At 74.7% G+C, this 20,465-nt stretch carries 20 protein-coding genes; 8 read left to right on the forward strand and 12 right to left on the reverse strand.

Annotated features, from left to right (window positions below; all coding sequences use genetic code 11):
* The first annotated feature begins 89 nt into the window (after positions 1-89).
* The 3 genes from O2W14_RS14755 to O2W14_RS14765 all read left to right on the forward strand — a co-directional run bounded on the left by O2W14_RS14755 (position 90) and on the right by O2W14_RS14765 (position 3,184).
* A complete protein-coding gene (locus O2W14_RS14755) occupies positions 90-290 on the forward strand; it encodes a cold-shock protein (protein WP_163611306.1) in 201 nt (66 codons plus the stop codon).
* Positions 291-542: 252 nt separating this feature from the next.
* Positions 543-2,174 (forward strand): chaperonin GroEL, encoded by a 1,632-nt coding sequence (gene groL / locus O2W14_RS14760; protein ID WP_269176860.1) that lies wholly within the window; start codon positions 543-545, stop codon positions 2,172-2,174.
* A gap of 185 nt (positions 2,175-2,359) precedes the next feature.
* Positions 2,360-3,184 (forward strand): DUF72 domain-containing protein, encoded by an 825-nt coding sequence (locus tag O2W14_RS14765; protein ID WP_269176861.1) that lies wholly within the window; start codon positions 2,360-2,362, stop codon positions 3,182-3,184.
* On the opposite strand, the gene O2W14_RS14770 is transcribed toward O2W14_RS14765, so the two are convergent.
* Complete coding sequence (locus O2W14_RS14770) at positions 3,142-4,134, reverse strand: Gfo/Idh/MocA family protein (RefSeq protein ID WP_269176862.1); 993 nt, start codon at positions 4,132-4,134, stop codon at positions 3,142-3,144. The two genes, O2W14_RS14765 and O2W14_RS14770, sit on opposite strands and share 43 nt — an antisense overlap.
* A gap of 33 nt (positions 4,135-4,167) precedes the next feature.
* Here O2W14_RS14770 and O2W14_RS14775 point away from each other — a divergent pair, with 33 nt between their 5' ends.
* Positions 4,168-4,434 carry a DUF4031 domain-containing protein gene (locus O2W14_RS14775; RefSeq protein WP_269176863.1) on the forward strand — a complete coding sequence of 89 codons (267 nt, stop codon included), beginning with the start codon at positions 4,168-4,170 and terminating at the stop codon, positions 4,432-4,434.
* Positions 4,435-4,449: 15 nt separating this feature from the next.
* Here the strand turns inward: O2W14_RS14775 and O2W14_RS14780 are convergent, their stop codons facing one another.
* The 3 genes from O2W14_RS14780 to O2W14_RS14790 form a co-directional block, all read right to left on the reverse strand.
* Complete coding sequence (locus O2W14_RS14780; protein ID WP_269176864.1) at positions 4,450-5,070, reverse strand: HD domain-containing protein; 621 nt, start codon at positions 5,068-5,070, stop codon at positions 4,450-4,452.
* A 247-nt stretch (positions 5,071-5,317) separates the two neighbouring features.
* Positions 5,318-6,730, reverse strand: a complete 1,413-nt coding sequence (locus O2W14_RS14785) for a glucose-6-phosphate dehydrogenase (protein WP_269176865.1) — start codon at positions 6,728-6,730, stop codon at positions 5,318-5,320.
* Positions 6,731-6,994: 264 nt separating this feature from the next.
* Positions 6,995-8,770: a DEAD/DEAH box helicase gene (locus O2W14_RS14790; protein WP_269176866.1), complete on the reverse strand. Its 1,776-nt coding sequence runs from the start codon at positions 8,768-8,770 to the stop codon at positions 6,995-6,997.
* 227 nt (positions 8,771-8,997) lie between these two features.
* Here O2W14_RS14790 and O2W14_RS14795 point away from each other — a divergent pair, with 227 nt between their 5' ends.
* Positions 8,998-9,525 (forward strand): GNAT family N-acetyltransferase, encoded by a 528-nt coding sequence (locus O2W14_RS14795; protein WP_269176867.1) that lies wholly within the window; start codon positions 8,998-9,000, stop codon positions 9,523-9,525.
* A 48-nt stretch (positions 9,526-9,573) separates the two neighbouring features.
* Here O2W14_RS14795 and O2W14_RS14800 read toward each other — a convergent pair whose 3' ends face one another.
* The 3 genes from O2W14_RS14800 to O2W14_RS14810 form a co-directional block, all read right to left on the reverse strand.
* Complete coding sequence (locus tag O2W14_RS14800; protein WP_269176868.1) at positions 9,574-11,256, reverse strand: DNA repair helicase XPB; 1,683 nt, start codon at positions 11,254-11,256, stop codon at positions 9,574-9,576.
* 287 nt (positions 11,257-11,543) lie between these two features.
* Entirely contained in the window at positions 11,544-12,830 is a 1,287-nt protein-coding gene (locus O2W14_RS14805) for an SAM-dependent methyltransferase (RefSeq protein WP_269176869.1), read from the reverse strand.
* Positions 12,831-12,969: 139 nt separating this feature from the next.
* A complete protein-coding gene (locus tag O2W14_RS14810) occupies positions 12,970-15,228 on the reverse strand; it encodes a helicase C-terminal domain-containing protein (protein WP_269176870.1) in 2,259 nt (752 codons plus the stop codon).
* A 148-nt stretch (positions 15,229-15,376) separates the two neighbouring features.
* On the opposite strand from O2W14_RS14810, the gene O2W14_RS14815 reads away from it, so the two are divergent.
* Together O2W14_RS14815 and O2W14_RS14820 are read left to right on the forward strand one after the other, a co-directional pair.
* Positions 15,377-15,883, forward strand: coding sequence for a hypothetical protein (locus O2W14_RS14815; RefSeq protein ID WP_269176871.1), 507 nt, complete (start codon positions 15,377-15,379; stop codon positions 15,881-15,883).
* A 115-nt stretch (positions 15,884-15,998) separates the two neighbouring features.
* A complete protein-coding gene (locus tag O2W14_RS14820) occupies positions 15,999-16,214 on the forward strand; it encodes a hypothetical protein (RefSeq protein WP_269176872.1) in 216 nt (71 codons plus the stop codon).
* Between the two features lie 56 nt (positions 16,215-16,270).
* Here O2W14_RS14820 and O2W14_RS14825 read toward each other — a convergent pair whose 3' ends face one another.
* The 4 genes from O2W14_RS14825 to O2W14_RS14840 all read right to left on the reverse strand — a co-directional run bounded on the left by O2W14_RS14825 (position 16,271) and on the right by O2W14_RS14840 (position 19,168).
* Positions 16,271-16,594, reverse strand: coding sequence for a DUF202 domain-containing protein (locus O2W14_RS14825; protein ID WP_269176873.1), 324 nt, complete (start codon positions 16,592-16,594; stop codon positions 16,271-16,273).
* The gene (locus O2W14_RS14830; RefSeq protein ID WP_269176874.1) at positions 16,591-16,959 is read right to left on the reverse strand and encodes a YidH family protein; all 369 of its coding nucleotides are present in this window, start codon (positions 16,957-16,959) and stop codon (positions 16,591-16,593) included. The genes O2W14_RS14825 and O2W14_RS14830 overlap by 4 nt, the downstream gene beginning before the upstream one ends.
* A gap of 68 nt (positions 16,960-17,027) precedes the next feature.
* Positions 17,028-17,540, reverse strand: coding sequence for a DUF2771 family protein (locus tag O2W14_RS14835; protein ID WP_269176875.1), 513 nt, complete (start codon positions 17,538-17,540; stop codon positions 17,028-17,030).
* Positions 17,537-19,168: an MFS transporter gene (locus O2W14_RS14840; protein ID WP_269176876.1), complete on the reverse strand. Its 1,632-nt coding sequence runs from the start codon at positions 19,166-19,168 to the stop codon at positions 17,537-17,539. The genes O2W14_RS14835 and O2W14_RS14840 overlap by 4 nt, the downstream gene beginning before the upstream one ends.
* Positions 19,169-19,283: 115 nt before the next feature.
* On the opposite strand from O2W14_RS14840, the gene O2W14_RS14845 reads away from it, so the two are divergent.
* On the forward strand, positions 19,284-20,096 hold the full coding sequence (locus O2W14_RS14845) for a DUF3027 domain-containing protein (RefSeq protein WP_269176877.1): 813 nt from the start codon (positions 19,284-19,286) through the stop codon (positions 20,094-20,096).
* 15 nt (positions 20,097-20,111) lie between these two features.
* On the opposite strand, the gene O2W14_RS14850 is transcribed toward O2W14_RS14845, so the two are convergent.
* Positions 20,112-20,321, reverse strand: a complete 210-nt coding sequence (locus tag O2W14_RS14850) for a DUF2530 domain-containing protein (protein ID WP_163611327.1) — start codon at positions 20,319-20,321, stop codon at positions 20,112-20,114.
* Positions 20,322-20,465: the final 144 nt, after the last annotated feature.

A 20,465-nucleotide genomic window follows, 5' to 3' on the forward strand; every position in this document is an offset into this window, starting at 1 on the left:
AGCGTTCCTCGTTCGTGATCACGGGCGGAAGAGCGACACCCGGCCCCGCGACTCACCAAGGGGCCGTCCGCACGAACGTGGGAGCACACGTGGCACAGGGCACCGTCAAGTGGTTCAACGCCGAGAAGGGCTTCGGCTTCATCGCCGTCGACGGCGGTCAGGACGTCTTCGTCCACTACTCGTCGATCCAGATGGACGGGTACAAGAGCCTCGAGGAGGGCCAGCGGGTCAGCTTCGAGGTCATCCAGGGCGCCAAGGGCCCCCAGGCGGACGCCGTCCAGAACGCCTGATCCTGCTCGGCCACGAGGCCCGGTCCCCGCTCGGGGGACCGGGCCTCGCTGCGTCCGCGGGCACCCCGTTCTTGCACTCGCCTGGGTCGAGTGCCAGACTCCTTTCTGGCACTCGGAGCACCCGAGTGCCAACCAGGTCGGAACGGTGAGGTACCGGAACGTGGGCCGCAGGAGCGTCCACGGCGCCGGTGCCGTCCGTCGCGGGCACCGGAGCCGGCCGTGCAGCGATCCACGCTCGGAGGACATCACCACATGGCCAAGATGATCGCGTTCAACGAAGAGGCCCGCCGCGGCCTCGAGCGGGGCATGAACCAGCTCGCCGACGCCGTCAAGGTGACGCTCGGCCCCCGTGGCCGCAACGTCGTGCTGGAGAAGAAGTGGGGCGCCCCCACCATCACCAACGACGGTGTGAGCATCGCCAAGGAGATCGAGCTCGAGGACCCGTGGGAGAAGATCGGGGCCGAGCTCGTCAAGGAGGTCGCCAAGAAGACCGACGACGTCGCGGGTGACGGCACCACCACCGCCACCGTGCTCGCCCAGGCCCTCGTCCGCGAGGGGCTGCGCAACGTCGCCGCCGGCGCTAACCCGATGGCCCTGAAGAAGGGCATCGAGAAGGCCGTCGCCTCGGTCTCCGAGTACCTGCTGTCGACCGCCAAGGACGTCGAGACCAAGGAGCAGATCGCGGCCACCGCCTCGATCTCCGCCGCGGACCCGGCCATCGGCGAGCTCATCGCCGAGGCGATGGACAAGGTCGGCAAGGAAGGCGTCATCACCGTCGAGGAGAGCAACACCTTCGGCCTCGAGCTCGAGCTCACCGAGGGCATGCGCTTCGACAAGGGTCACCTGTCGGCCTACTTCGTGACCGACACCGACCGCATGGAGACCGTGCTCGACGACCCGTACATCCTGGTCGTCAACTCGAAGATCTCCACGGTCAAGGACCTGCTCCCGCTGCTGGAGAAGGTCATGCAGTCCGGCAAGCCGCTGGCGATCATCGCCGAGGACGTCGAGGGCGAGGCCCTCGCGACCCTGGTCGTCAACAAGATCCGCGGCACCTTCAAGTCGGTCGCCGTCAAGGCCCCCGGCTTCGGTGACCGTCGCAAGGCCATGCTCGCCGACATCGCCATCCTCACCGGTGGCCAGGTCATCAGCGAGGAGGTCGGCCTCAAGCTGGACACCGCCGACCTGTCCCTGCTGGGCCGCGCGCGCAAGTTCGTCACCACCAAGGACGAGACCACGATCATCGAGGGCGCTGGTGACGCCGACCAGATCCAGGGTCGCGTCAACCAGATCCGCGCGGAGATCGAGAAGTCGGACTCCGACTACGACCGCGAGAAGCTGCAGGAGCGGCTGGCCAAGCTGGCCGGCGGCGTCGCGGTGATCAAGGCCGGTGCCGCCACCGAGGTCGAGCTGCGGGAGCGCAAGCACCGCATCGAGGACGCGGTGCGCAACGCCAAGGCCGCCGTCGAGGAGGGCATCGTCGCCGGTGGTGGCGTCGCCCTGGCGCAGGCCGTCACCGTCGCGTTCGACAAGCTCGACCTCGAGGGTGACGAGGCGACCGGTGCCAACATCGTGCGCGTCGCGCTCGAGGCCCCGCTGAAGCAGATCGCCGTCAACGCCGGCCTCGAGGGTGGCGTCGTGGCGGAGAAGGTCCGCAACTCCGAGATCGGCTGGGGCCTCAACGCCGCCACCGGGGAGTACGTGGACCTGATCGCGGCCGGCATCATCGACCCGGCCAAGGTCACCCGCTCGGCCCTGCAGAACGCCGCCTCCATCGCGGCGCTCTTCCTGACCACCGAGGCCGTCATCGCCGACAAGCCGGAGAAGAACGGTCCGCCCATGGGCGGCGGCGAGGGCGGCGGCATGGGCGGCATGGACTTCTGAGTCCACCGCTCGGCGCCCGCTGAGCACAGCACCACCAGCACCACCAGCACCGCCCGGCAGGGGCGGTCCCGCACTCGCGGGGCCGCCCCTGTCGGCGTTCCCGCCCGCGCCTCGGTGTCCCGCCCGAGATGATCACCTGGGACAGCCGCCGTTCCCCGGGGAGCCGGGCGGGGTAGGCGTGCCGGATGACGGTGGTCATCGGGACGTCGGGGTGGCAGTACCGCGACTGGCGCGGCCGCTTCTACCCACCGGCCCTGCCGCAGCGGCTGTGGCTGGAGCACCACGCCGCCCACTTCGCCACCGTGGAGAGCAACAACGCCTTCTACCGGCTGCCGGAGCGGACGACGTTCGAGGCGTGGCGCGAGCGCACCCCGGACGACTACCGCTGGGCGGTGAAGGCGAGCCGCTTCCTCACCCACATGAAGCGACTTCGGGAGCCGGCCGAGCCGGTGGCCCGGCTGATGGACCGGGTGGCCGGCCTGGGTGACCGGCTGGACGTCGTCCTGCTGCAGCTGCCGCCCACGCTGCGGTGCGACGTCGACCTGCTCAGCGAGTGCCTCGGCCAGTTCCCGGCGGGCACCCGGGTGGCCGTCGAGCCGCGGCACGAGAGCTGGTGGACCGACGACGTCCGGACCCTGCTGGAGCGGTACTCCGCGGCGCTGTGCTGGGCCGACCGGGGCGAGCAGCCGGTTGCCCCGCTGTGGCGGACGGCGGAGTGGGGCTATCTGCGACTGCACACCGGCGCCGAGGGCTGGGGGTACCGGCCGGAGACCCTCCAGCTGTGGGCGCAGCGGTTGAGCGACACCTACGGCGACGACGACGTCCTCGTGTACTTCAACAACGACCCCGGCGGCGCGGCGACGGTCGACGCGGTCACCTTCGCCGGTGCGGTCCGCGCCGTGGACCGGGAGCACACCCGGGTGCCCACGATCGCCGAGGCGGAGGGGAGCGCGTGGCCCCCCGCCCGTCAGAGGACGGCGGGGTCCTCGGCGAAGGTCACGCCGAGCTGACCGGCGGCCTGCTCGAGGACCTCCTGCACGGCGAGGGTGTCGGCCAGGGGCATGACCGCGCTCTCGGTGCGCCCGGCCCGCAGGGACTCGGTGACCTCGATCAGCTCGTGCGAGTAGCCCGAGGCCAGCGCCGGCAGGGTGATCTCCTCCGGCTCCGCGCCGACCCGGTGCAGCACGATCGTGGCCGGGTGGTGGAAGCGGGGGAGGACGTCGATCCAGCCCGCGGTGCCGAACACCCGGGCCTGGCCGGGCAGCGCGTTGTGCAGCGAGGTCATCAGGGACGCGGAGCGGCCGTCGGCGTACCCGAGCAGCAGCGAGGCCTCGGCCTCCACGCCGTTGTCGAACAGCGACCCGGTGGCGCTGACGGTGTCCGGGTCGCCGAGCAGCATCTGGGCGAAGGAGACGACGTAGACGCCCAGGTCGAGCAGGGCGCCGCCACCGAGTTCCTTGGCGAACAGCCGGTCGGTGGGGTCGAACTCGCGCTGGACGCCGAGGTCGGCCTGCACCGAGCGCACCTCACCGATCGCGCCGTCGGCGACCAGCTCGCGCAGCCGCACCACGGCGGGCTGGAAGCGGGTCCACATCGCCTCCATGACGAACACGTCCGCGGCGCGGGCGGCGTCGACGACCTCCCGGGCGCCGGCGACGGTCGCGGTGAACGCCTTCTCCACCAGCAGCGCCTTGCCCGCGGCGATCGCGCCCAGGACGATCGCGTGGTGCTGCGGGTGCGGCGTCGCCACGTACAGCACGTCGACGTCCGGGTCGGCCAGGATCTCGGCGTAGGAGCCGTGCGCCCGCTCGATGCCGTGCCGGTCGGCGAAGTCACGGGCCCGGTCGCCCGAGCGGGAGGCCACGGCGACCGCGCGGGCGCCCTCGACGACGGCGAAGTCGGCCACCACCTTCTCCGCGATGCGGCCCGGACCGACAACACCCCAGCGGATCTCGCTCATGTCCGGAGACGCTACGGGAGGCAGACTGGGCGGGTGGCACTGCTGATCGACAGCCCCGTCTGGCCGTGGCGGGGGCGCAAGTGGTCGCACCTGGTGAGCGACGTCGACCACGACGAGCTGCACGCCTTCGTCGCCGTCCACCTGGGCATGCCGCGCCGGGCGTTCCAGGGCGACCACTACGACGTCCCGGAGGAGCTGTACGCGGTCGCGGTGGGAGCCGGTGCTGAGCCGGTGGGCAGCCGGGAGCTGCTGCAGCGGCTGATGGGCGCCGGCCTCCGCCGCAAGAAGCCGCGGCCTTGAGGAGCGGCGCCCGGGTCAGGACCGGGCGCGCAGCAGGCTGAGCTCGGCGGCCAGGTTGGCCCGGGCCGGGGCGGTCCACGCCTGGGCGGCCGGGGTCCGGAAGAGGGCGGGCAGGGCCAGCAGCTGCTCGAGCACGGCGGACCGTCCGGCGGCGAAGGCGGCGTCGGGGACGTGCGCGTACTCCGCCCGGACCGCGGTCGCGTAGGCGACGTAGGCCTGCGGCGGGCTGGCCAGCACGGCCAGGTCGGCGTCGCAGAGGACGGCGCCGTTCGCGTCGTCCGGCGCGGGGTCGTGCCCGGCGGTCAGCAGCACGAGCCGCTCGACCTCTGCGACCGTGTCCGGCCCGACCAGGCCGAGCAGGCCGATGCGCGCGCGTTCGGCGCTGACCTGCTCGTTGTCGTTGCGCTGCGGGTCGTAGGCGACGTCGTGGTACCAGGCGGCCAGCCGGACGGCGACCGGGTCGGCGGCGTGGTCGGCGAGGGAGTCGACGAAGCCCAGGACCGCGGCCAGGTGCGCCAGGTCGTGGTAGCGGCGGTGCGGCTCGGACCACGCACCGACGACGGCGGCCCACTCGGTGCGGGAGGTGGGGGAGTCGCCGGCGAGGGCGGCCCAGTCGTCGAAGGCGACACCGGTCACGACCGGAGTCTGGCACGGCGGGGGTTCCATGAGTCGTTGCGCGGGTAGACTTGCCCACGTCCGGGCCGGGCGACCTGTGTCCCCGGGCTCCACTAGATAACTGCCGCCGCGGAACACCGCCCCGACCTCGGTCGGGGGCTGGAGCTGCGGATGTGCAAACCGCCGCGAGGCGACCAGCGTCCGGTCCGGACCCACGCAGCAGAACGGCCCCTCTCCGACTCGGAGAGGGGCCGTTCGCGTCGTTGCCTCAGGTCTCGGTCTGGCCCAGCAGCCAGCCGTGCTCGCCGGCGAGCTCGTTGGCTGCGGCCGGGCCCCACGAGCCGGGGGCGTAGGGGTGCACCTCGGGCTTGGCGTCGAGCACCGGCTGCAGTGCGCGCCAGGTCTGGGCCAAGCCCTCGCTGGTGGTGAACAGCGACCGGTCGCCGACCAGGACGTCGTGGATCAGCGAGACGTAGGGCGGCAGCGGGTCACCGCCGGGGATCTTCGACAGGTCCAGCGACACGCGCGCCGGGGCCATCGCCAGGTCCGGGCCGGGCTTCTTCGCCATCACGTCGATGTCGACCGATCCGGCGCCGGCCAGGGACAGGGAGACGACGTTGCCGTTGGCCGGGACGTCGTCCACCGGGCCCTTGGGGCGGTGCAGGATCAGGCTGACGCGCTGCTGCTTGGCGGCCATCTTCTTGCCGGTGCGCAGCAGGAAGGGCACCCCCCGCCAGCGGCCGGAGTCGATGCACAGCCGGGCGGCGACGAAGGTGTCGGTGTCGCTGTCGTCCGGCACGCCGTCGAGCTCGCGGTAGCCCTCGAACTGGCCCAGGACGACGTCCTCGGGCTGGAGCGGGCGGAACTTGGCCAGCACCGACTCGCGGGCGGCGAGGATGTCGTCGGCCTTGAAGCTGACCGGGGGCTCCATGGCGACCTCGGCCGCGACCTGGAACAGGTGGGTCACCAGCATGTCCAGGGTGGCGCCGGTGGCGTCGTAGAACTCGGCGCGGTCGGCGACGTCGAGGTCCTCGGGGACGTCGATCTGCACCTGCGCGATGTGCTCGCGGCTCCAGATGTGCTCGAAGAGCCCGTTGGCGAACCGGAGGGCGTGCAGGTCCTGCGTGCCCTCCTTGCCCAGGAAGTGGTCGATCCGGAAGACCTGCTCCTCGTCGAACACCGAGTGGACCAGCTCGTCGAGTTCGCGGAAGCCCTCGGGGGAGGCGCCGAACGGCTTCTCGTAGACGATCCGGGCACCGTTGGCGAGGCTGTGCTCGCCGATCGCCTTCGTGTAGCCGGTGAACGCCTTCGGCGGCAGCGACAGGTAGTGCACCAGCTGCGCCTCGTCACCCAGCTCCTTGCGGGCGGTGTCGACGGCGTCGAGCAGCTGGCCCGGGTCCTCCTCGGTGAACCCGCCGCCGGCGAAGCGCAGCCGCTGGCTGAACTCCTCCCACGGGCCGTCGCCGGTGCCGGAGGCGAACTCGTCGAGGGCACCCTGGACGTGCTCGACGAACTCCTCGTCGCTGCGCTCGCCGCGGCCGCTGCCGATCAGGCGCCAGTCCGCGGGCAGCAGGCCGTGCTGGGCCAGCTGGTAGAAGGCCGGCAGCACCATGCGGCGGGCCAGGTCACCGGTGGCCCCGTAGAGCACGAAGACGGTGGGGGACAGGTCGTTCTCAGGCACGCTGGTCCTCTCGGGCACGGCCGGCCTCCGTAGGGACGGGAGACCGGGGGTCATCGGCCCGTGCGGCGCTGCACGGCCTTCGTGGGCATCAGTCTGCCCACACGGGGAAGGGCTCACCCCTCAGGGGAGCGCCTCCCCAGGGAAGACACCGCCCGGGCCGCTTTTCTTCCGGTCGGCCCCGGCCGGGTGGGCAGTCGTGGCCACCGACACGGCGGGGCGCGCCGTGGCGAGCGACCGCACCTGCCCACTCGGCGGCCGGAGCCGTCAGAGCATCGTGCGGAGGCGCTCGCGGCGGGCGCGGAGGACCTCGACCGAGGCGGACGCCGACGGGGGGCCGGGCACCGACTGGCGCAGCTGGGTGTGCACCACGGCCTGCGGCTGCGACGTCTTGGCCGCGATCCGGTTCACCAGCCGGTTGATCTCCCGGCGCAGCTCGGCGACGTCGCGCCAGCCGTTGCTGACCGCGTCCTCCTCGGGGTGGTCCTCGACGACCATGAAGCCGTCGTCGTCACCGCGGGCGTGCGAGGCGGCGATGCGGATGCGCAGCTCGTCGTCCCGCTTGGAGAGCAGCTCGGCGGTCTGGGCCGGGGTGAGCAGCCCCGGGATGCCCAGGTACTCCTCTTCCTCCTCACCCAGCACGACGGTGGCCGGACTGCCCTCGCCGGTGTGCGCCGTCCCGCTGTGCAGGACGTGGGCGAACCGGGCGTCGGCCTCGAGTGCCTCCCACTTCTGCATCTCGCCCTCGCGGGGCTCGCGCGGCGGCAGGTCGAGGGCCTCGAGCTCCTCGTCGGGCTGGGACTTCGGCGGGGGCATGACGTGGTTGCGCTGCTCCTCCATCGACGCGGCGAGGCTGAGCAGCGGCCGCACCGCGGGGAGGAACACCGTCGCCGACTCGTGCGGCCCGCGGGCGCGCACCACGCGGCCGACGGCCTGGGCGAAGAACAGCGGCGTCCGGTAGGAGGTCATCCAGGCCAGGACGGCGGCGCGCGGCACGTCGACGCCCTCGGAGACCATCCGCACGCAGACGGCGATCCGGGCACCGCCGAGGTTGAACTTCTCGATCTTCTTCGACGCCTTCGGGTCGTCGGAGAGGATCAGCTCGGGCGCCTTGCCGGTGACCCGGCGGACGATCTTGGCGTACTCGCGGGCGTCGTCCTGGTCGCTGGCCAGCACCAGCCCGGCGGCGTCGGGCATGCCGGACTCGCGCAGGTGGGTGATCCGGTCGTCCATCGCGGCGATGACGTGCGGCACCCACTGGCCCTTGGGGTCCAGCGCCGTGCGCCAGGCCTGCATCTCGACCGACTTGGTGCCGGCCTCGGACAGCGACGCGGCGACGACCTCGCCGGCGGAGTTCCGCCAGCGCGAGGTGCCGGTGTAGGCGGCGAAGACGACCGGCCGGACCACGTTGTCGGCCAGCGCCTCCTTGTAGCCGTAGGTGAAGTCGGCCATCGACATCAGGCCGCCCTGGCCCTCGAAACCGTCCTCGACGTAGCGGACGAACGGGATGCGCTCGTCGGCCTTGGTGCGGAACGGCGTCCCGGTCAGGCAGAGCCGGCGGGCGGCGCGGCCGTAGGCCTCCTCCACCGCCTCGCCCCAGGACAGGCCGTCACCGGCGTGGTGGACCTCGTCGAGGATCACCAGCGTCTTGACGCTGGTCGCGCGGGCGGCGTGGAGCATCGGCTTGCCGGCGACCTGGGCGTAGGTGGTGACGTAGCCCTGGGTGCCGGCGCGCACCGGGCCGATCGCGTTGGTGAGGTTCGGGTCGAGCACGATGCCCATCGCGTGGGCGGCGTCGGCCCACTGCATGCGCAGGTGGTCGGTCGGGCAGACGACGATCACCCGGGCGACCTCGCGCTTGGCGAGCAGCCGGGCGGCCAGGGTCAGGGCGAAGGTGGTCTTCCCGGCGCCCGGGGTCGCGGTGACCAGGAAGTCCTTGGGGGAGGACTCCTCGTACTTGCCGAGGGCCGCGGTCTGCCAGGCCCGGAGCGGTCGGCTGTTCGTCTGCGGGGCTCGCGCCGCCGCCTGTGTCGCAGTCGCCATGTCGAGGGTCATTCTGGTCGGGCCGGGGGCAACACGCCCAACCGGGTGCCTCCGGCGCGCCCCGCCCACCAGCGCGTATGGGGATGCGTCCACCCACCGCTGACCTGCGGTTTCCCTGCCCGGGACGACGGGGTGTGGCACTTCTCATGGCGTGGGCGGGACCGTCTCGTCACCACCGCCGGTCCCGCCGTCCCCAGGTGTCCCGGGGCCGTTGACAGACTGCGCCGGTGACCGCGTCCCTCACCTGGCTCTCGACCCCGGACGACGTCGGCGCCGACCTGCGCGCCGAGCTCACCGCGTGCTGGCGGGACGTGGCCAACGCCGGGGGAGCGGTCGGGTTCGCCCAGCAGCTCCCGGTGACCGACGCCGTCGTCCGGCCGGTGCTGGACGCGACGGTCGAGGCGCCGGGCAACCGGCTGCTCGTGGCCCGGGCCGGTGACGAGGTCGCCGGCTGGCTGGTGCTCGCCACGAACACCGAGCCGGTGTTCGCGCACTGGGCCTGGGTCCAGCGGGTGCAGACCGCCGTGACCCACCGGGGCACCGGCGTCGCCCGGGCGCTGATGGCCGAGGTGGCCCGGTCCGCCCGGGAGGACCTGGGGCTCGACTGGTTGCGGATCGAGGTCCGCGGCGGCGCCGGGCTGGAGCCGTTCTACGAGCGGTTCGGCTGGCAGGTCGTCGGCCGCTGGCCCGGCGCCATCGCGGTCACCCCGGACGACCGCCGCGACGAGGTCCTGATGGCGCTGCCCCTGCGCTGATGGAGTCCCAGCGCTGCACGAAGCGAGCACCGGGACTCCATCACGACGTCAGGCGCCCTCGTCGACCCAGTCGGGGCCGTTGACCTCGCCGGGGCCGGCCAGGTCGGCGGCGTCGACGATCGTGTAGGCGTAGCCCTGCTCGGCCAGGAAGCGCTGCCGGTGCGCGGCGTACTCGCTGTCCAGGGTGTCGCGGCTGACCACCGTGTAGAAGTGCGCCTGCCGGCCGTCGGCCTTGGGGCGGAGCACCCGGCCGAGGCGCTGGGCCTCCTCCTGCCGCGAGCCGAACGTCCCTGACACCTGCACCGCGACCGCGGCCTCGGGCAGGTCGATGGAGAAGTTCGCGACCTTGGAGACGACCAGGGTCTTGATCTCGCCGGTGCGGAAGGCCTGGAACAACCGCTCCCGCTCCTTGTTGGTCGTCGACCCCTGGATCACGGGTGCGTCGAGGGCCACGCCGAGCTCGTCGAGCTGGTCGAGGTAGGCGCCGATGACCAGCTTCTGGTCGTCGGGGTGCCGCTCCAGCACGCGCCGGATCACCGGCAGCTTCGACTGCGCGGTGGCGGCGATCTTGTACCGCTCCTCGGGCTCGGCGACCGCGTAGGTCATCCGCTCCTCGTCGTCCAGGCTGACCCGCACCTCGATGCACTCGGCCGGCGCGATGTAGCCCTGGGCCTCGATGTCCCGCCACGGGGCGTCGTAGCGCTTCGGGCCGATCAGGGAGAAGACGTCGTCCTCGCGGCCGTCCTCGCGCACCAGCGTCGCGGTCAGCCCCAGCCGGCGGCGGGACTGCAGGTCGGCGGTGAGCCGGAAGATCGGTGCGGGGAGCAGGTGCACCTCGTCGTAGACGATGAGGCCCCAGTCCTGGGCGTCGAAGAGGTCCAGGTGCCGGTACTCGCCCTTCCGGCGGGTGGTGATCACCTGGTAGGTCGCGATGGTGACCGGGCGGATCTCCTTGCGCTCCCCGGAGTACTCGCCGATCTCCTCCTCGGTCAGCGAGGTGCGGGCGATGAGCTCGCGCTTCCACTGCCGGCCGGAGACGGTGTTGGTGACCAGGATCAGCGTGGTCGCCTTGGCCTCGGCCATCGCCGCGGCACCCACCAGCGTCTTGCCCGCACCACAGGGCAGGACGACGACGCCGGAGCCACCGGCCCAGAAGCCGTCGACGGCCTCCTGCTGGTAGTCGCGCAGGTGCCAGCCGTCCTGGGCGAGGGAGATCGGGTGGGCCTGGCCGTCGACGTAGCCGGCGAGGTCCTCGGCCGGCCAGCCGATCTTCAGCAGCGCCTGCTTGAGCCGGCCGCGCTCGGCGGCGTGCACGATCACGGTGTCGGCGTCGATGCGGGCGCCGAGCATCGGGGCCACCCGCTTGCTGCGGACGACCTCCTCCAGCACGGCCTTGTCGGTGCTGGTCAGGGTCAGCCCGTGGACGGGGTTGTTGGCCAGGGTGAGCCGGCCGTAGCGGTCCATCGTGTCGGCGATGTCGACCAGCAGGGCGTGCGGCACCGGGTAGCGGCTGAAGCGCACGAGGGCGTCGACGACCTGCTCGGCGTCGTGGCCGGCGGCGCGGGCGTTCCACAGCGCCAGCGGGGTGACCCGGTAGGTGTGCACGTGCTCGGGCGAGCGCTCCAGCTCCGCGAAGGGGGCGATCGCCGCCCGGCACTCCTTGGACTGCGGGTGGTCGACCTCGAGCAACAGCGTCTTGTCGGACTGGACGATCAGGGGGCCGTCGGGCACGCGTGCGCATCCTCTGTTCGCAGGTTCCGCGCAGACCTGTACGCGGACTGTCCACGGTAACGCCGTCCGGTGACACCGCCTTCCGGACGGCGGTGTGCGGCCGACCTCACCACCGGTGCCCCGCCGCGGGTGCGCGAGATCCGCGATCTCGCAGGCTCAGGAGCCGGGACGCCACGAGATCGCAGGTCTCACCCCAGTCCGGCGTCGGGCGCCGCCCTCGAGGAGCGGCGCCGCCCTCCCGGGGGGGGCGAAAGTGGCCACTTTCGCCCCCCCGGGTGGGTGCGGGGTCAGAGCCAGGCGGTGCGGCGGAGCGGGGGGTGCTGGCCGCCGCCGCGCTTCTGCAGCAGCACCTGGTCCACGCCCATCTCGCCGGACTCGAAGGTCAGCGCGCTGGCGGCCATGTACAGCCGCCAGACCCGGGCGCGGCCCTCGCTGGTCGCGGCGACGGCGGCGTCCCAGTGCTGCTCCAGCCGGTCCACCCAGGCGCGCAGGGTGAGCGCGTAGTGCTGGCGCAGCGCCTCGACGTCCAGGACCTCCATGTCGGCGCTCCCCAGGAAGCTCACGGTCTCGCCCAGGTTCAGCAGCTCGCCGTCGGGGAAGACGTAGCGGCCGATGAAGCTGTCCGGCTTCACGGTGGAGCGGCCGGCGTTCCAGGCGATCGCGTGGTTGAGCAGCCGGCCGCCGGGGCGCAGCAGCCGGGTCAGCTGGGCGGCGTAGGCGGGCATCTGCGCGCGGCCCACGTGCTCGGCCATGCCGATCGAGCTGATCGCGTCGAAGGGCTCGTCGTCGACCTCGCGGTAGTCCTGCACCCGGATGTCGACCTTGTCGGTCAGCCCCGCCTCGGCCACCCGCTTGCGGGCCATCCGGGCCTGCTCCTCCGACAGCGTGACGCCGACGACGGTGGCGCCGTGGTGCCGCGCGGCGTGGATCGCCATCGAGCCCCAGCCGCAGCCGACGTCCAGCAGCCGGTCGCCCTCGGTCAGCCCGAGCTTGCGGCAGACCAGGTCGAGCTTGGCCTCCTGCGCGGCGTCCAGCCCGGTCTCCGGGGTCTCCCAGACGGCGCAGGAGTAGACCATCGATGGGCCGAGCACGAGGGAGTAGAAGTCGTTGCCCACGTCGTAGTGGTGGCTGATGGCGGCGGCGTCCCGGTGGCGGGAGTGCCGGTGCCCCCGCTCCTCGACGGCGGACTCCTCGGCCGGCGGGGCCGGCTCCGGGCCGATCGCGCCCAGCCGCAGCGCCGTCCCGAGCAGCGACAGCCGCTCGCGCCACGTGGTCTGCGACGCCGGGCCCTCCTGGTTCAGCCGGCCCGCCGTCCGGAGTGCGGCGAAGGTGGCGAAGACGTCGTCCTCGATGTCGATCTCACCCGCGACGTAGGCCCGGCCCAGGCCCAGTTGGCCGGGTGCCCAGACCATCCGGCGCAGCGCCCGCCGCGAGTTCACCGCGACCACCGGGGCGCCGGCCGGGCCGGTGACCGACCCGTCCCAGCCGCGCAGTCGCACCGGCAGCTCGCTCGTCCCCAGCACCGCACCCAGTGCCGTGGCCAGTCGGTCGGCGACCGTCGTCCTGCTCGTCATGTCCACCACTCCTGCCCGTGACAGCCAGCGGAGGTCCGGGACGGTCTGCCCGGCCGCTGGTTGTGTGCACCAACTACCTCCGCGGAACGCCGGGCGGGGTCGTGATCATCCCGGAGTCACCCGGTCAGGGGAACAGGTCTCAGGACGGGGCGGGGGCGTCCTGCGGTCCTACCAGCGCGACCGAGGTGATCCGGTGGACGGCGAAGGTGCGCGTCTCGCCGCGGCCCTCGTCGAAGCCCTGCAGGAAGCCGCCGGACAGCGACACCGGCTGGACGACGCGCTGGCTGCCGCTGCCCTGGGCGTCGACGTAGCCCAGCCACACCGGCAGGCCCTCGCTGACCGCACGGGAGAGCAGCTCCAGCGTGCTGGCGGTGGTGACCCCGGGGATCTGGCGCACCGGCTCGGCCCGGCGGGCGGCCAGCGCGGCGTCCCCGGCGCGGACCTCCCGGACGGTGGCCGCGACGTCCTCCGGTCGCAGCGGCCGGGGGCCGGCGGCGGCCGGGCTCCCGGGACGGCGTCCGGCGGCCCGCGCCGGCGCCTTCGGCCGGGTCAGGACCGCGCCACCGGAGGACTCCCCGGCCGGGGCGTACCCGGCGGCCCGCAGCACGGTGAGCACCTCGTCGGCCCCCAGCCCGCTGACCAGGACGCCGGGGGCGAGCCGGCGCAGCTCGGCGTTGGCGGTGCGGCGGTCGCTGAGCACCTGGGAGACCAGCCCGTGGTCGTCGGAGCGGACGTAGCACTCGATGGCGCCGACCCGAAGCCGGCCGTGCTGCCGGGCGACGTCGTCGACCAGGTAGTCCAGCGCCTGTGGCACCGGGGTGCGGGAGGCGCGCGTGAAGAAGTCGTGCAGGTCGCTCGCCGACCAGCCGGAGTCCAGCGCCCGCCGGATGCTGGCCTCCGAGACCCGGTAGACCGTCGCGCCGCCGGAGGACTCGACGTCGGCGACCACGGCCAGCGTGCCGGCCAGGTCGGCGAGCAGCGGGCCCGGCGCGATGAGGGAGAGGTCAGGCTGGGCGAGCACGTGGTCGACCGGGGCCGGCAGCAGGCCGCGCATCCCGTCCGCGGCGCCGTCCTCACCGTCGGCGAGCAGCCCACGGCCGCCGGAGCCGAGCACCCCGCCGGCCGCGATGCCCAGCCGCTCGGCCTCGGCCAGCAGGTCCGGCACCGGGGACAGCCGGTCGGCCCGCCGCGGGGTGCGCCAGCGCAGCAGCTGCACCAGCTCGCCGGCGGCCAGGCCCTCGCCGGGGCCGAACTCCGCCAGCACCGCCAGCGCCGACCGTCGCAGCGCCGGCGCGGTCTGCCGGACCACGTCGGGGGAGAGCACGTTGACCGCCTTGCCCGCGACGTCGCGCTCGCCGACCAGGGAGATCAGCCGCGGGCTGGTCAGCCAGCCCGCGGCGAGCACCGCCCAGCGGTCGGTGAGGTCCTGCTCGCGCCAGGCGTCGTAGCCGCGGGTCGGCAGCCACTCGTCGCGCTGCGCGCCGCCGACGTCCAGCAGCCCGGCGGCGTACGCGACCTCGACCAGGAAGGCGATGTCGCGCTCGCCGACCTTGAGCTCCTTGGCCAGCCGCTTCGCGTCGCGCACCCCGAGCCCACCGCTGCGCAGGAGCCCGGCCGGCTCCTCCTCCAGGGCGGTGAGGACGTCGGTGACCCGGCTCAGCACCTCGAGCGCGGAGCCGGCGGCCTGCTGGTCGACGACGGACGGGTCGCGCCGGGTGACCTCCGGCTCGGGGCGCAGCCGCGGCGGCCCCAGGGGCTGGTCGCCGCGCAGGACGAGCCCGATCTCCCGGGGCAGCTCGACGTTGATCGCGTCGATCCGGGCCAGCAGCCCGGCCTGCAGCAGCCGCCGGGCCGGGGTGAGCGAGCCGGCGGCGGAGTCGGGCAGGTGGCCGACCGGGCGGTCACCGGCCAGCCGGTCGAGCACGGTGCGCTCGTCGGGGGCGAGCTCGGCCAGCGTGGCGGGCAGGTCGCGGGGGAGCGGCACCCGCAGGTCGGTGGCCCGCCGGCCCAGGCCCGCGGGGTAGCGGACCGCGCGGCGCACCGGCTCGGGGGCGTGCAGCTCGTCGTCGCCCCACAGCAGCGCGCGGGTGGTCAGCGTCTCCACCCCGGCCGCGACGACCTCCGCGGGGACGTCGGGCAGCAGGCCGGGCAGCTCGGCCCGGGGGACGCCGTCGGTGGGGGAGAGCAGGACGGCGTCGAGCACCTGCAGCGTGGTGGCGTCCAGCTCGTCCAGCGCCCGGTCGACCGAGACCGGGACGGCGAGGCGGGTCGCCAGCCCCACGACGTCGGAGGGAGCGGGGCGGGCGACGTCGGGCCGGGCGACCAGCAGGGCGCCCAGCTGCTCGTCGGTGCGGGTGCGCAACCAGGCGGCGAGCGTGGCGGGCTGGTCGGCGGGCATCCGTTCCACGCTACGTCGGACGGGGGTGGTGCCGCTGCGGCGGCCGGTGCCGCTCACCCCACCGGTGGGCCCGCCGCGGCCGGCCCACCGTGCACCGAGGGCCGCGGACCAGGTCCCCGGGACGTGCCGGTCTGGGAGCATCGCCGCCGTGCCCGCCCTCGACGACCCGCAGACCCGCACCGACCTGGCCGCGCTCCGGGCGGGTGCGCTGCGCTGGCTGGGCGGCGGAGCGCTGGCCGTCGTCCTCGGGTTCGTGCTCGGCTCGGCCGTGATCCGGATCGCCGAGGACGGCGGCTCCCGGGTCCCCGGCGCCGGGCTCCTCGTCGTCGGGCTGGTGCTGGCCGGGACGGCGGCCGCCCTGGCCGGGCTCGGCTCGCTGCTGCGGGTGCGCCGGTGGACCGCCGGCCTGGCCCGCGAGCCCTGGCGCTCCGGCGTCCTGCGCATCGCGGGGCCGGCGATGCTGCACGTGGAGTCCGACGACGTCGACGAGCCGCTGCGGCTGCGGCTGATGTCCACGGCGGTGTGGCGGACCCGGGAGGTGCAGCGGCTCTCCGGCGCCGTGGTGCGCTGGGCGGAGGTCGCCCCGCAGGAGTGGGTGCTGTCCGCCGACGGCGCCGGCACGGTCTACGGCGCGCGCCCGGCCCGCCGCCGCTGACCCCTCCCGGCGACACGGCCGGGAGTGCGGGTGCACGCGGGCACGGCGATCCGGGATGATGGCACCGAGGCACCCGGGGAGCTGATCCGGGCACCGCACCGCAGATGGAGGCCCGATGTCGTCCAAGCGCAAGGACAAGCACGCCCACCTGGTCGAGCCGACCTGGGGGAAGTCGACGGGCGACGGCCCGCCCGTCACCGAGCTCATGAGCGAGATGGCCGGTGGCCTGTCGCCCTTCGGTGAGGACCACGCCTTCCCGCTCCCGCCGGAGCGGCTGCGCTACGCGCACCCCACCGACCGGCCGAACCCCTCCGGTCGCGCTCGCGACTGACCTGCACCACGCCGCCGCCGGCCCGGCCCCGGGCCGGCGGCGGCGTGGGCCGGCGGTCAGCCGGTGCGGACCACGAGGTCCGCTGCGAGCGCGCACGCCGCGCACAGCACCACCAGCCCGGTGGCCACGGCGGCGAGCCGGGGCGTCCTCGCGTCCCCCGCGCGTCCGGCCGCCTGCTGCGCGGACCCGGCCCGGCGCCGGGTGAGCACGCCCAGCACGGCCAGCCCCGCCGCGGCCACGACCGCCGCCAGCACGAGCACCGCAGGCCGGCCGTGCACCGCCGCCGAGCGCAGCAGCAGCCCGGCCACCGCGAGCACCCCCAGCCCGGTCCGCTGCCAGGCCAGCACCGTGCGCGCCGGCTGGGTCTCGCCCGCGCTCACCCGCGGCCGATCTCGACCGCGACCAGCACCAGCAGCGCGACCGCCAGCAGTGCGACCAGCCCGGTGACCCAGGCGGCCGCCGTGCTCACCGGCAGCGGCTCGTCCGCCGCGATCGCCCGCTCGTTGCGCCGGTACCGCCGGTGCCCGGCCACCGCCGTCACCCCGCCGGCCAGCACCAGCGCGACCGAGACCGCCGGGCCGCCCGCCGGGACGCCGAGCTCGGGCACGAACTGGGTCATCGCCACCCCGCCGGCCACCAGGGCCAGCGCGGTGCGCAGCCAGGCCAGCAGGGTGCGCTCGTTGGCCAGGCTGAACCGGTAGTCCGGGTGCGGCGCGGGCGCCGGCGCGCCGTCGGGGGTCGACACGGCGGTCAGCGTAAGGGCGGGCCGGGCGGCTCCGGGGACCGGCGACGGGACCCGGCCGCCCGCGCGGATCAGCCGGTCGGGCTCGAGGAGGGGCTGGTCGCGGGCGTGCCGGCGCCGGCCCGGATGAAGCCGATCGGCCAGGCGCCGGACAGGCCGTTGCAGGCCTCCGGGTCGGCGTCCTGGACGACCACGAGGTAGTAGGTCGCCGGGACGACGTCGGAGGTGTTGATCTCGTCGAGGACGACGGTGCCGTCCGCGACCTCCACCTCGCCGATCCGTTCCTGCAGCTGCTCGTCGAACACCTGCACGCCCCAGCCGGACGCGGCCACCTCGTCGGCCACGCTCAGCACGACGGTGGTGTCCGGCGAGACCTCCAGGACCGGTGCGGAGACCTGGTAACGCTGGCCCTCCCCATCGCGGCAGTACTGGGTCGGGGAGACCGTCACCGGGTCACCGCCGGCCTGCACCGTGACCGTCGGGACGGGCGAGGTCCGGCCGCCGCCGCCCTCGCCGCACCCGGTGAGCACCAGCATCCCGCCGAGCAGCACCACCCCCGTCGCTGCCCGTGCTGTGCTGCTCACGTCCGTGCCTCCTGCTCGGTGGTGGGGAGGACCCGGCGGCTGTGCAGGCTCCACAGGGTCAGGCCGACGGCGAGCACCAGCAGGGCCGCGGCGACGGTGAAGCCGATCCAGCCGGTGCTGGGCAGCCCGATCGCCAGCGCCCCACCGACGACCCAGGCCAGCTGCAGCCAGGTCTCCGAGCGGGCGAACGCCGACGCGCGCAGCCGGTCGGGCACCTCCCGCTGGACGATCGCGTCGAGGGCGGCCTTGCCCAGCGCGTTGGTCACCGCGGCCACGAAGGCGACCAGGGCGGCCATCGGCAGGCTGTAGAAGACGGCGGCCACCACGGTGATCGCGGCGGCCACCCCGGCGGCGACGAGCACCACCCGGTCGGGGCTGGCGGTGCGCAGCCGGGAACCGGCTGCCGTGCCCAGGAAGCTGCCGACCCCCGCCGCGGCCGCCAGTGAGCCCAGCGCGATCGTCGCCGGCCAGCCGTCGTCCACGGTGGCCTGCACCAGGAACGCGGCGAAGATCGTCAGGAAGCCGCTGAGCCCGCGCAGCGCCGCGGTGGCCCGCAGCGCCGTGACCACGTGCGGTGTGGTCGCCCGGCGCCGGCCGGGCAGCTCGATCGGGGTCGTGCGCAGGACGTCGGCGGGGTCCTCGCCGGCCGGGACGTCGACGTGCGCGGGCAGCCGCACCGCCAGGACGGCGGCGACGGTGAACACCGCCGCGGTCACGCCCAGCTCCCAGCCGAAGCCGAGCAGCCAGGCCAGCCCGGCCCCGAGCCCGCCGGCCACGCCGCCGGCGGCCAGCCCGAAGACCGACATCCGGGCGTTGGCCGAGGTCAGCGACAGCGCGGGCGGCAGCACCCGCGGCACGACCGCGCCCCGCAGCACGTTGAAGCCCTTGCTCAGCACCAGCACCCCGAGGGCGGCCGGGTACAACGCCAGGTCGTCGTGGTGCACGCCCATGACCACCGCCAGCACCGCCCGGGCGGCCAGGCTCCCGGCCAGCGCCCAGCGGCGGCCCCGCTGCAGCCGGTCCAGGGCCGGGCCGATGACCGGCGCGACGACCGCGAACGGGGCCATCGTCACCAGCAGGTACAGCGCGACGTTGCCGCGCTGGGCGTCGGCCGCGGCGGCGAAGAACAACGTGCCGGCCAGCGAGACGGCGATCATCGCGTCCCCGGCGACGTGCAGGGCGTTGACGCCGAGCAGCCCGGACAGCCCGCTGTCGCCCGCGCCGTCGGCCCGGCTGGCGTCCCGCACCCGCCGCACCGCCGCGCCGCCGAGCTCGCGCGACCGGGCGGCGGCCACCCGGGTGACGGTCAGCCGCGGCGGCCGGGCCCCGAGCGTGGACGGCGTCCCCTGGGGTGCGGTGACCTGGGGCGTCGTGACCTGGGGCGTCGTGAGCTGGGGCGTGGTGACCTGGGGTGCGAGGACGTGCGGGGTCGTGTCCAGGCCGGCCGTACCCGCCGGTGGGACGGCGGCCGGGCGGGTCGTGACGGCGTCCCCCGGGGCGCCGACGACCGGCAGCGGGCGGGTCTGCTGGCGGCGGATGCCCAGCGGCGAGGTCTCCACGCCCGGCTCGGGCTGCCGCCGCGACGTCCGCCGCCGCAGCCGCGCGCGGGGGAGCGGGGAGTCGGGCACCGGCCCATCGTGCCGCAGCCTGCTGTGTCCCACCCCGGGCCCGCTCCCCGGACCCGACCGGGAGGCCGGGGTGCGCGCCCGCCGCACGCTTGGTGCCATCGGCGACAATGGCGGTGTGTCCGACTCCGCTGCCTCCGCCGCCGCCCCTGGACCCGCTCCGGAGGAGGTGCTGGCCGCCGCGGTCGAGCTGGCCCGCGCCGCCGCCGTCGACGTCGCCGGTGACCCGGCGGTCGTCGGCGAGCACCTCGGCACCCACGTCGAGCCGCTCGCGGACGACGCCGACCCGGCCCTGGGCGTGGTGCTGACCCACTCCTTCGCCGCCGGCCTGTCCGGCTACCTGGGCTGGCACTGGGCGGTGACGCTGGCCGTCGTCCCCGGCGACGAGCACCCCACCCTCGACGAGGTCGTGCTGCTGCCCGGCGACTCCGCGCTGCTCGCCCCGGCCTGGGTGCCCTGGCACGAGCGGCTGCGCCCGGGCGACCTGTCGGTCGGCGACGTGCTGCCCTCCACCGAGGACGACGCACGCCTGGTGCCCTCCTACCTCGCCGACGACGACTCCGCCGAGGACCCGGCGGGCCGCGTGGTCGCCGAGGAGCTCGGCATCGGCCGCGAGCGTGTGCTGTCGGTCGAGGGCCGCCGCGAGGCCGCCGAGCGCTGGCGGGAGAGCGAGTTCGGGCCCGCCTCCGCCATGGCCCGGCACGCGCCCGGCCCGTGCTCGACCTGCGGCTTCTACCTCCCGCTCGCCGGCTCCCTGCGGCTGTCGCTGGGCGCCTGCAGCAACGGGTTCTCCCCGGCCGACCAGCGCGTCGTCACCGCCGACTACGGCTGCGGCGCGCACAGCCAGGCCAGCCTGGAGCGCACGACCGGCGAGCCGGCCGAGTTCGTCCCGACCGCGCGCTACGACACGGCGGACTTCGACGTCCTCTGACGCCGGGGCGCCCGACTAGCGCTGGCCCTGCCAGCGCATGAGGGCCAGGCCCAGCCCGGGCAGGACGACGCCGGCGACGCAGGTCCAGGTCCACACGCGGTCGACGTCGTCGCCGACCAGCAGCAGCACGACCAGCGCGACCGCCCACAGGGCCGTGCCGGCCAGGACGACCCGCACCGTGTCGACCTGCAGGGGCGGCGGGGACGGTCGGGTCGGTGCGGGCACGGCCCGACCCTAGGCGCTGGACACCCGGTCGCAACGTCGGCGTGACCCGACGGGGTCGGTGCGTGTGGCACGCTGTCGCCGCTCGCAGCCACCCACGCCGGGCGGTCCGCCGGGGAGCCACCTCGCGCGACCGGTCCCCGGCGT

It is taken from the genome of Modestobacter sp. VKM Ac-2986 (assembly GCF_026967795.1).
GTDB lineage: Bacteria > Actinomycetota > Actinomycetes > Mycobacteriales > Geodermatophilaceae > Modestobacter.

Bases quoted from the DNA above. Each gene is read 5' to 3' on its own strand.
- groL (WP_269176860.1), top strand. From the start codon at position 543: ATGGCCAAGATGATCGCGTTCAACGAAGAGGCCCGCCGCGGCCTCGAG.
- O2W14_RS14765 (WP_269176861.1), top strand. From the start codon at position 2,360: ATGACGGTGGTCATCGGGACGTCGGGGTGGCAGTACCGCGACTGGCGC.
- O2W14_RS14770 (WP_269176862.1), bottom strand. From the start codon at position 4,134: ATGAGCGAGATCCGCTGGGGTGTTGTCGGTCCGGGCCGCATCGCGGAG.
- O2W14_RS14790 (WP_269176866.1), bottom strand. From the start codon at position 8,770: ATGGCGACTGCGACACAGGCGGCGGCGCGAGCCCCGCAGACGAACAGC.
- O2W14_RS14805 (WP_269176869.1), bottom strand. From the start codon at position 12,830: ATGACGAGCAGGACGACGGTCGCCGACCGACTGGCCACGGCACTGGGT.
- O2W14_RS14810 (WP_269176870.1), bottom strand. From the start codon at position 15,228: ATGCCCGCCGACCAGCCCGCCACGCTCGCCGCCTGGTTGCGCACCCGC.
- O2W14_RS14820 (WP_269176872.1), top strand. From the start codon at position 15,999: ATGTCGTCCAAGCGCAAGGACAAGCACGCCCACCTGGTCGAGCCGACC.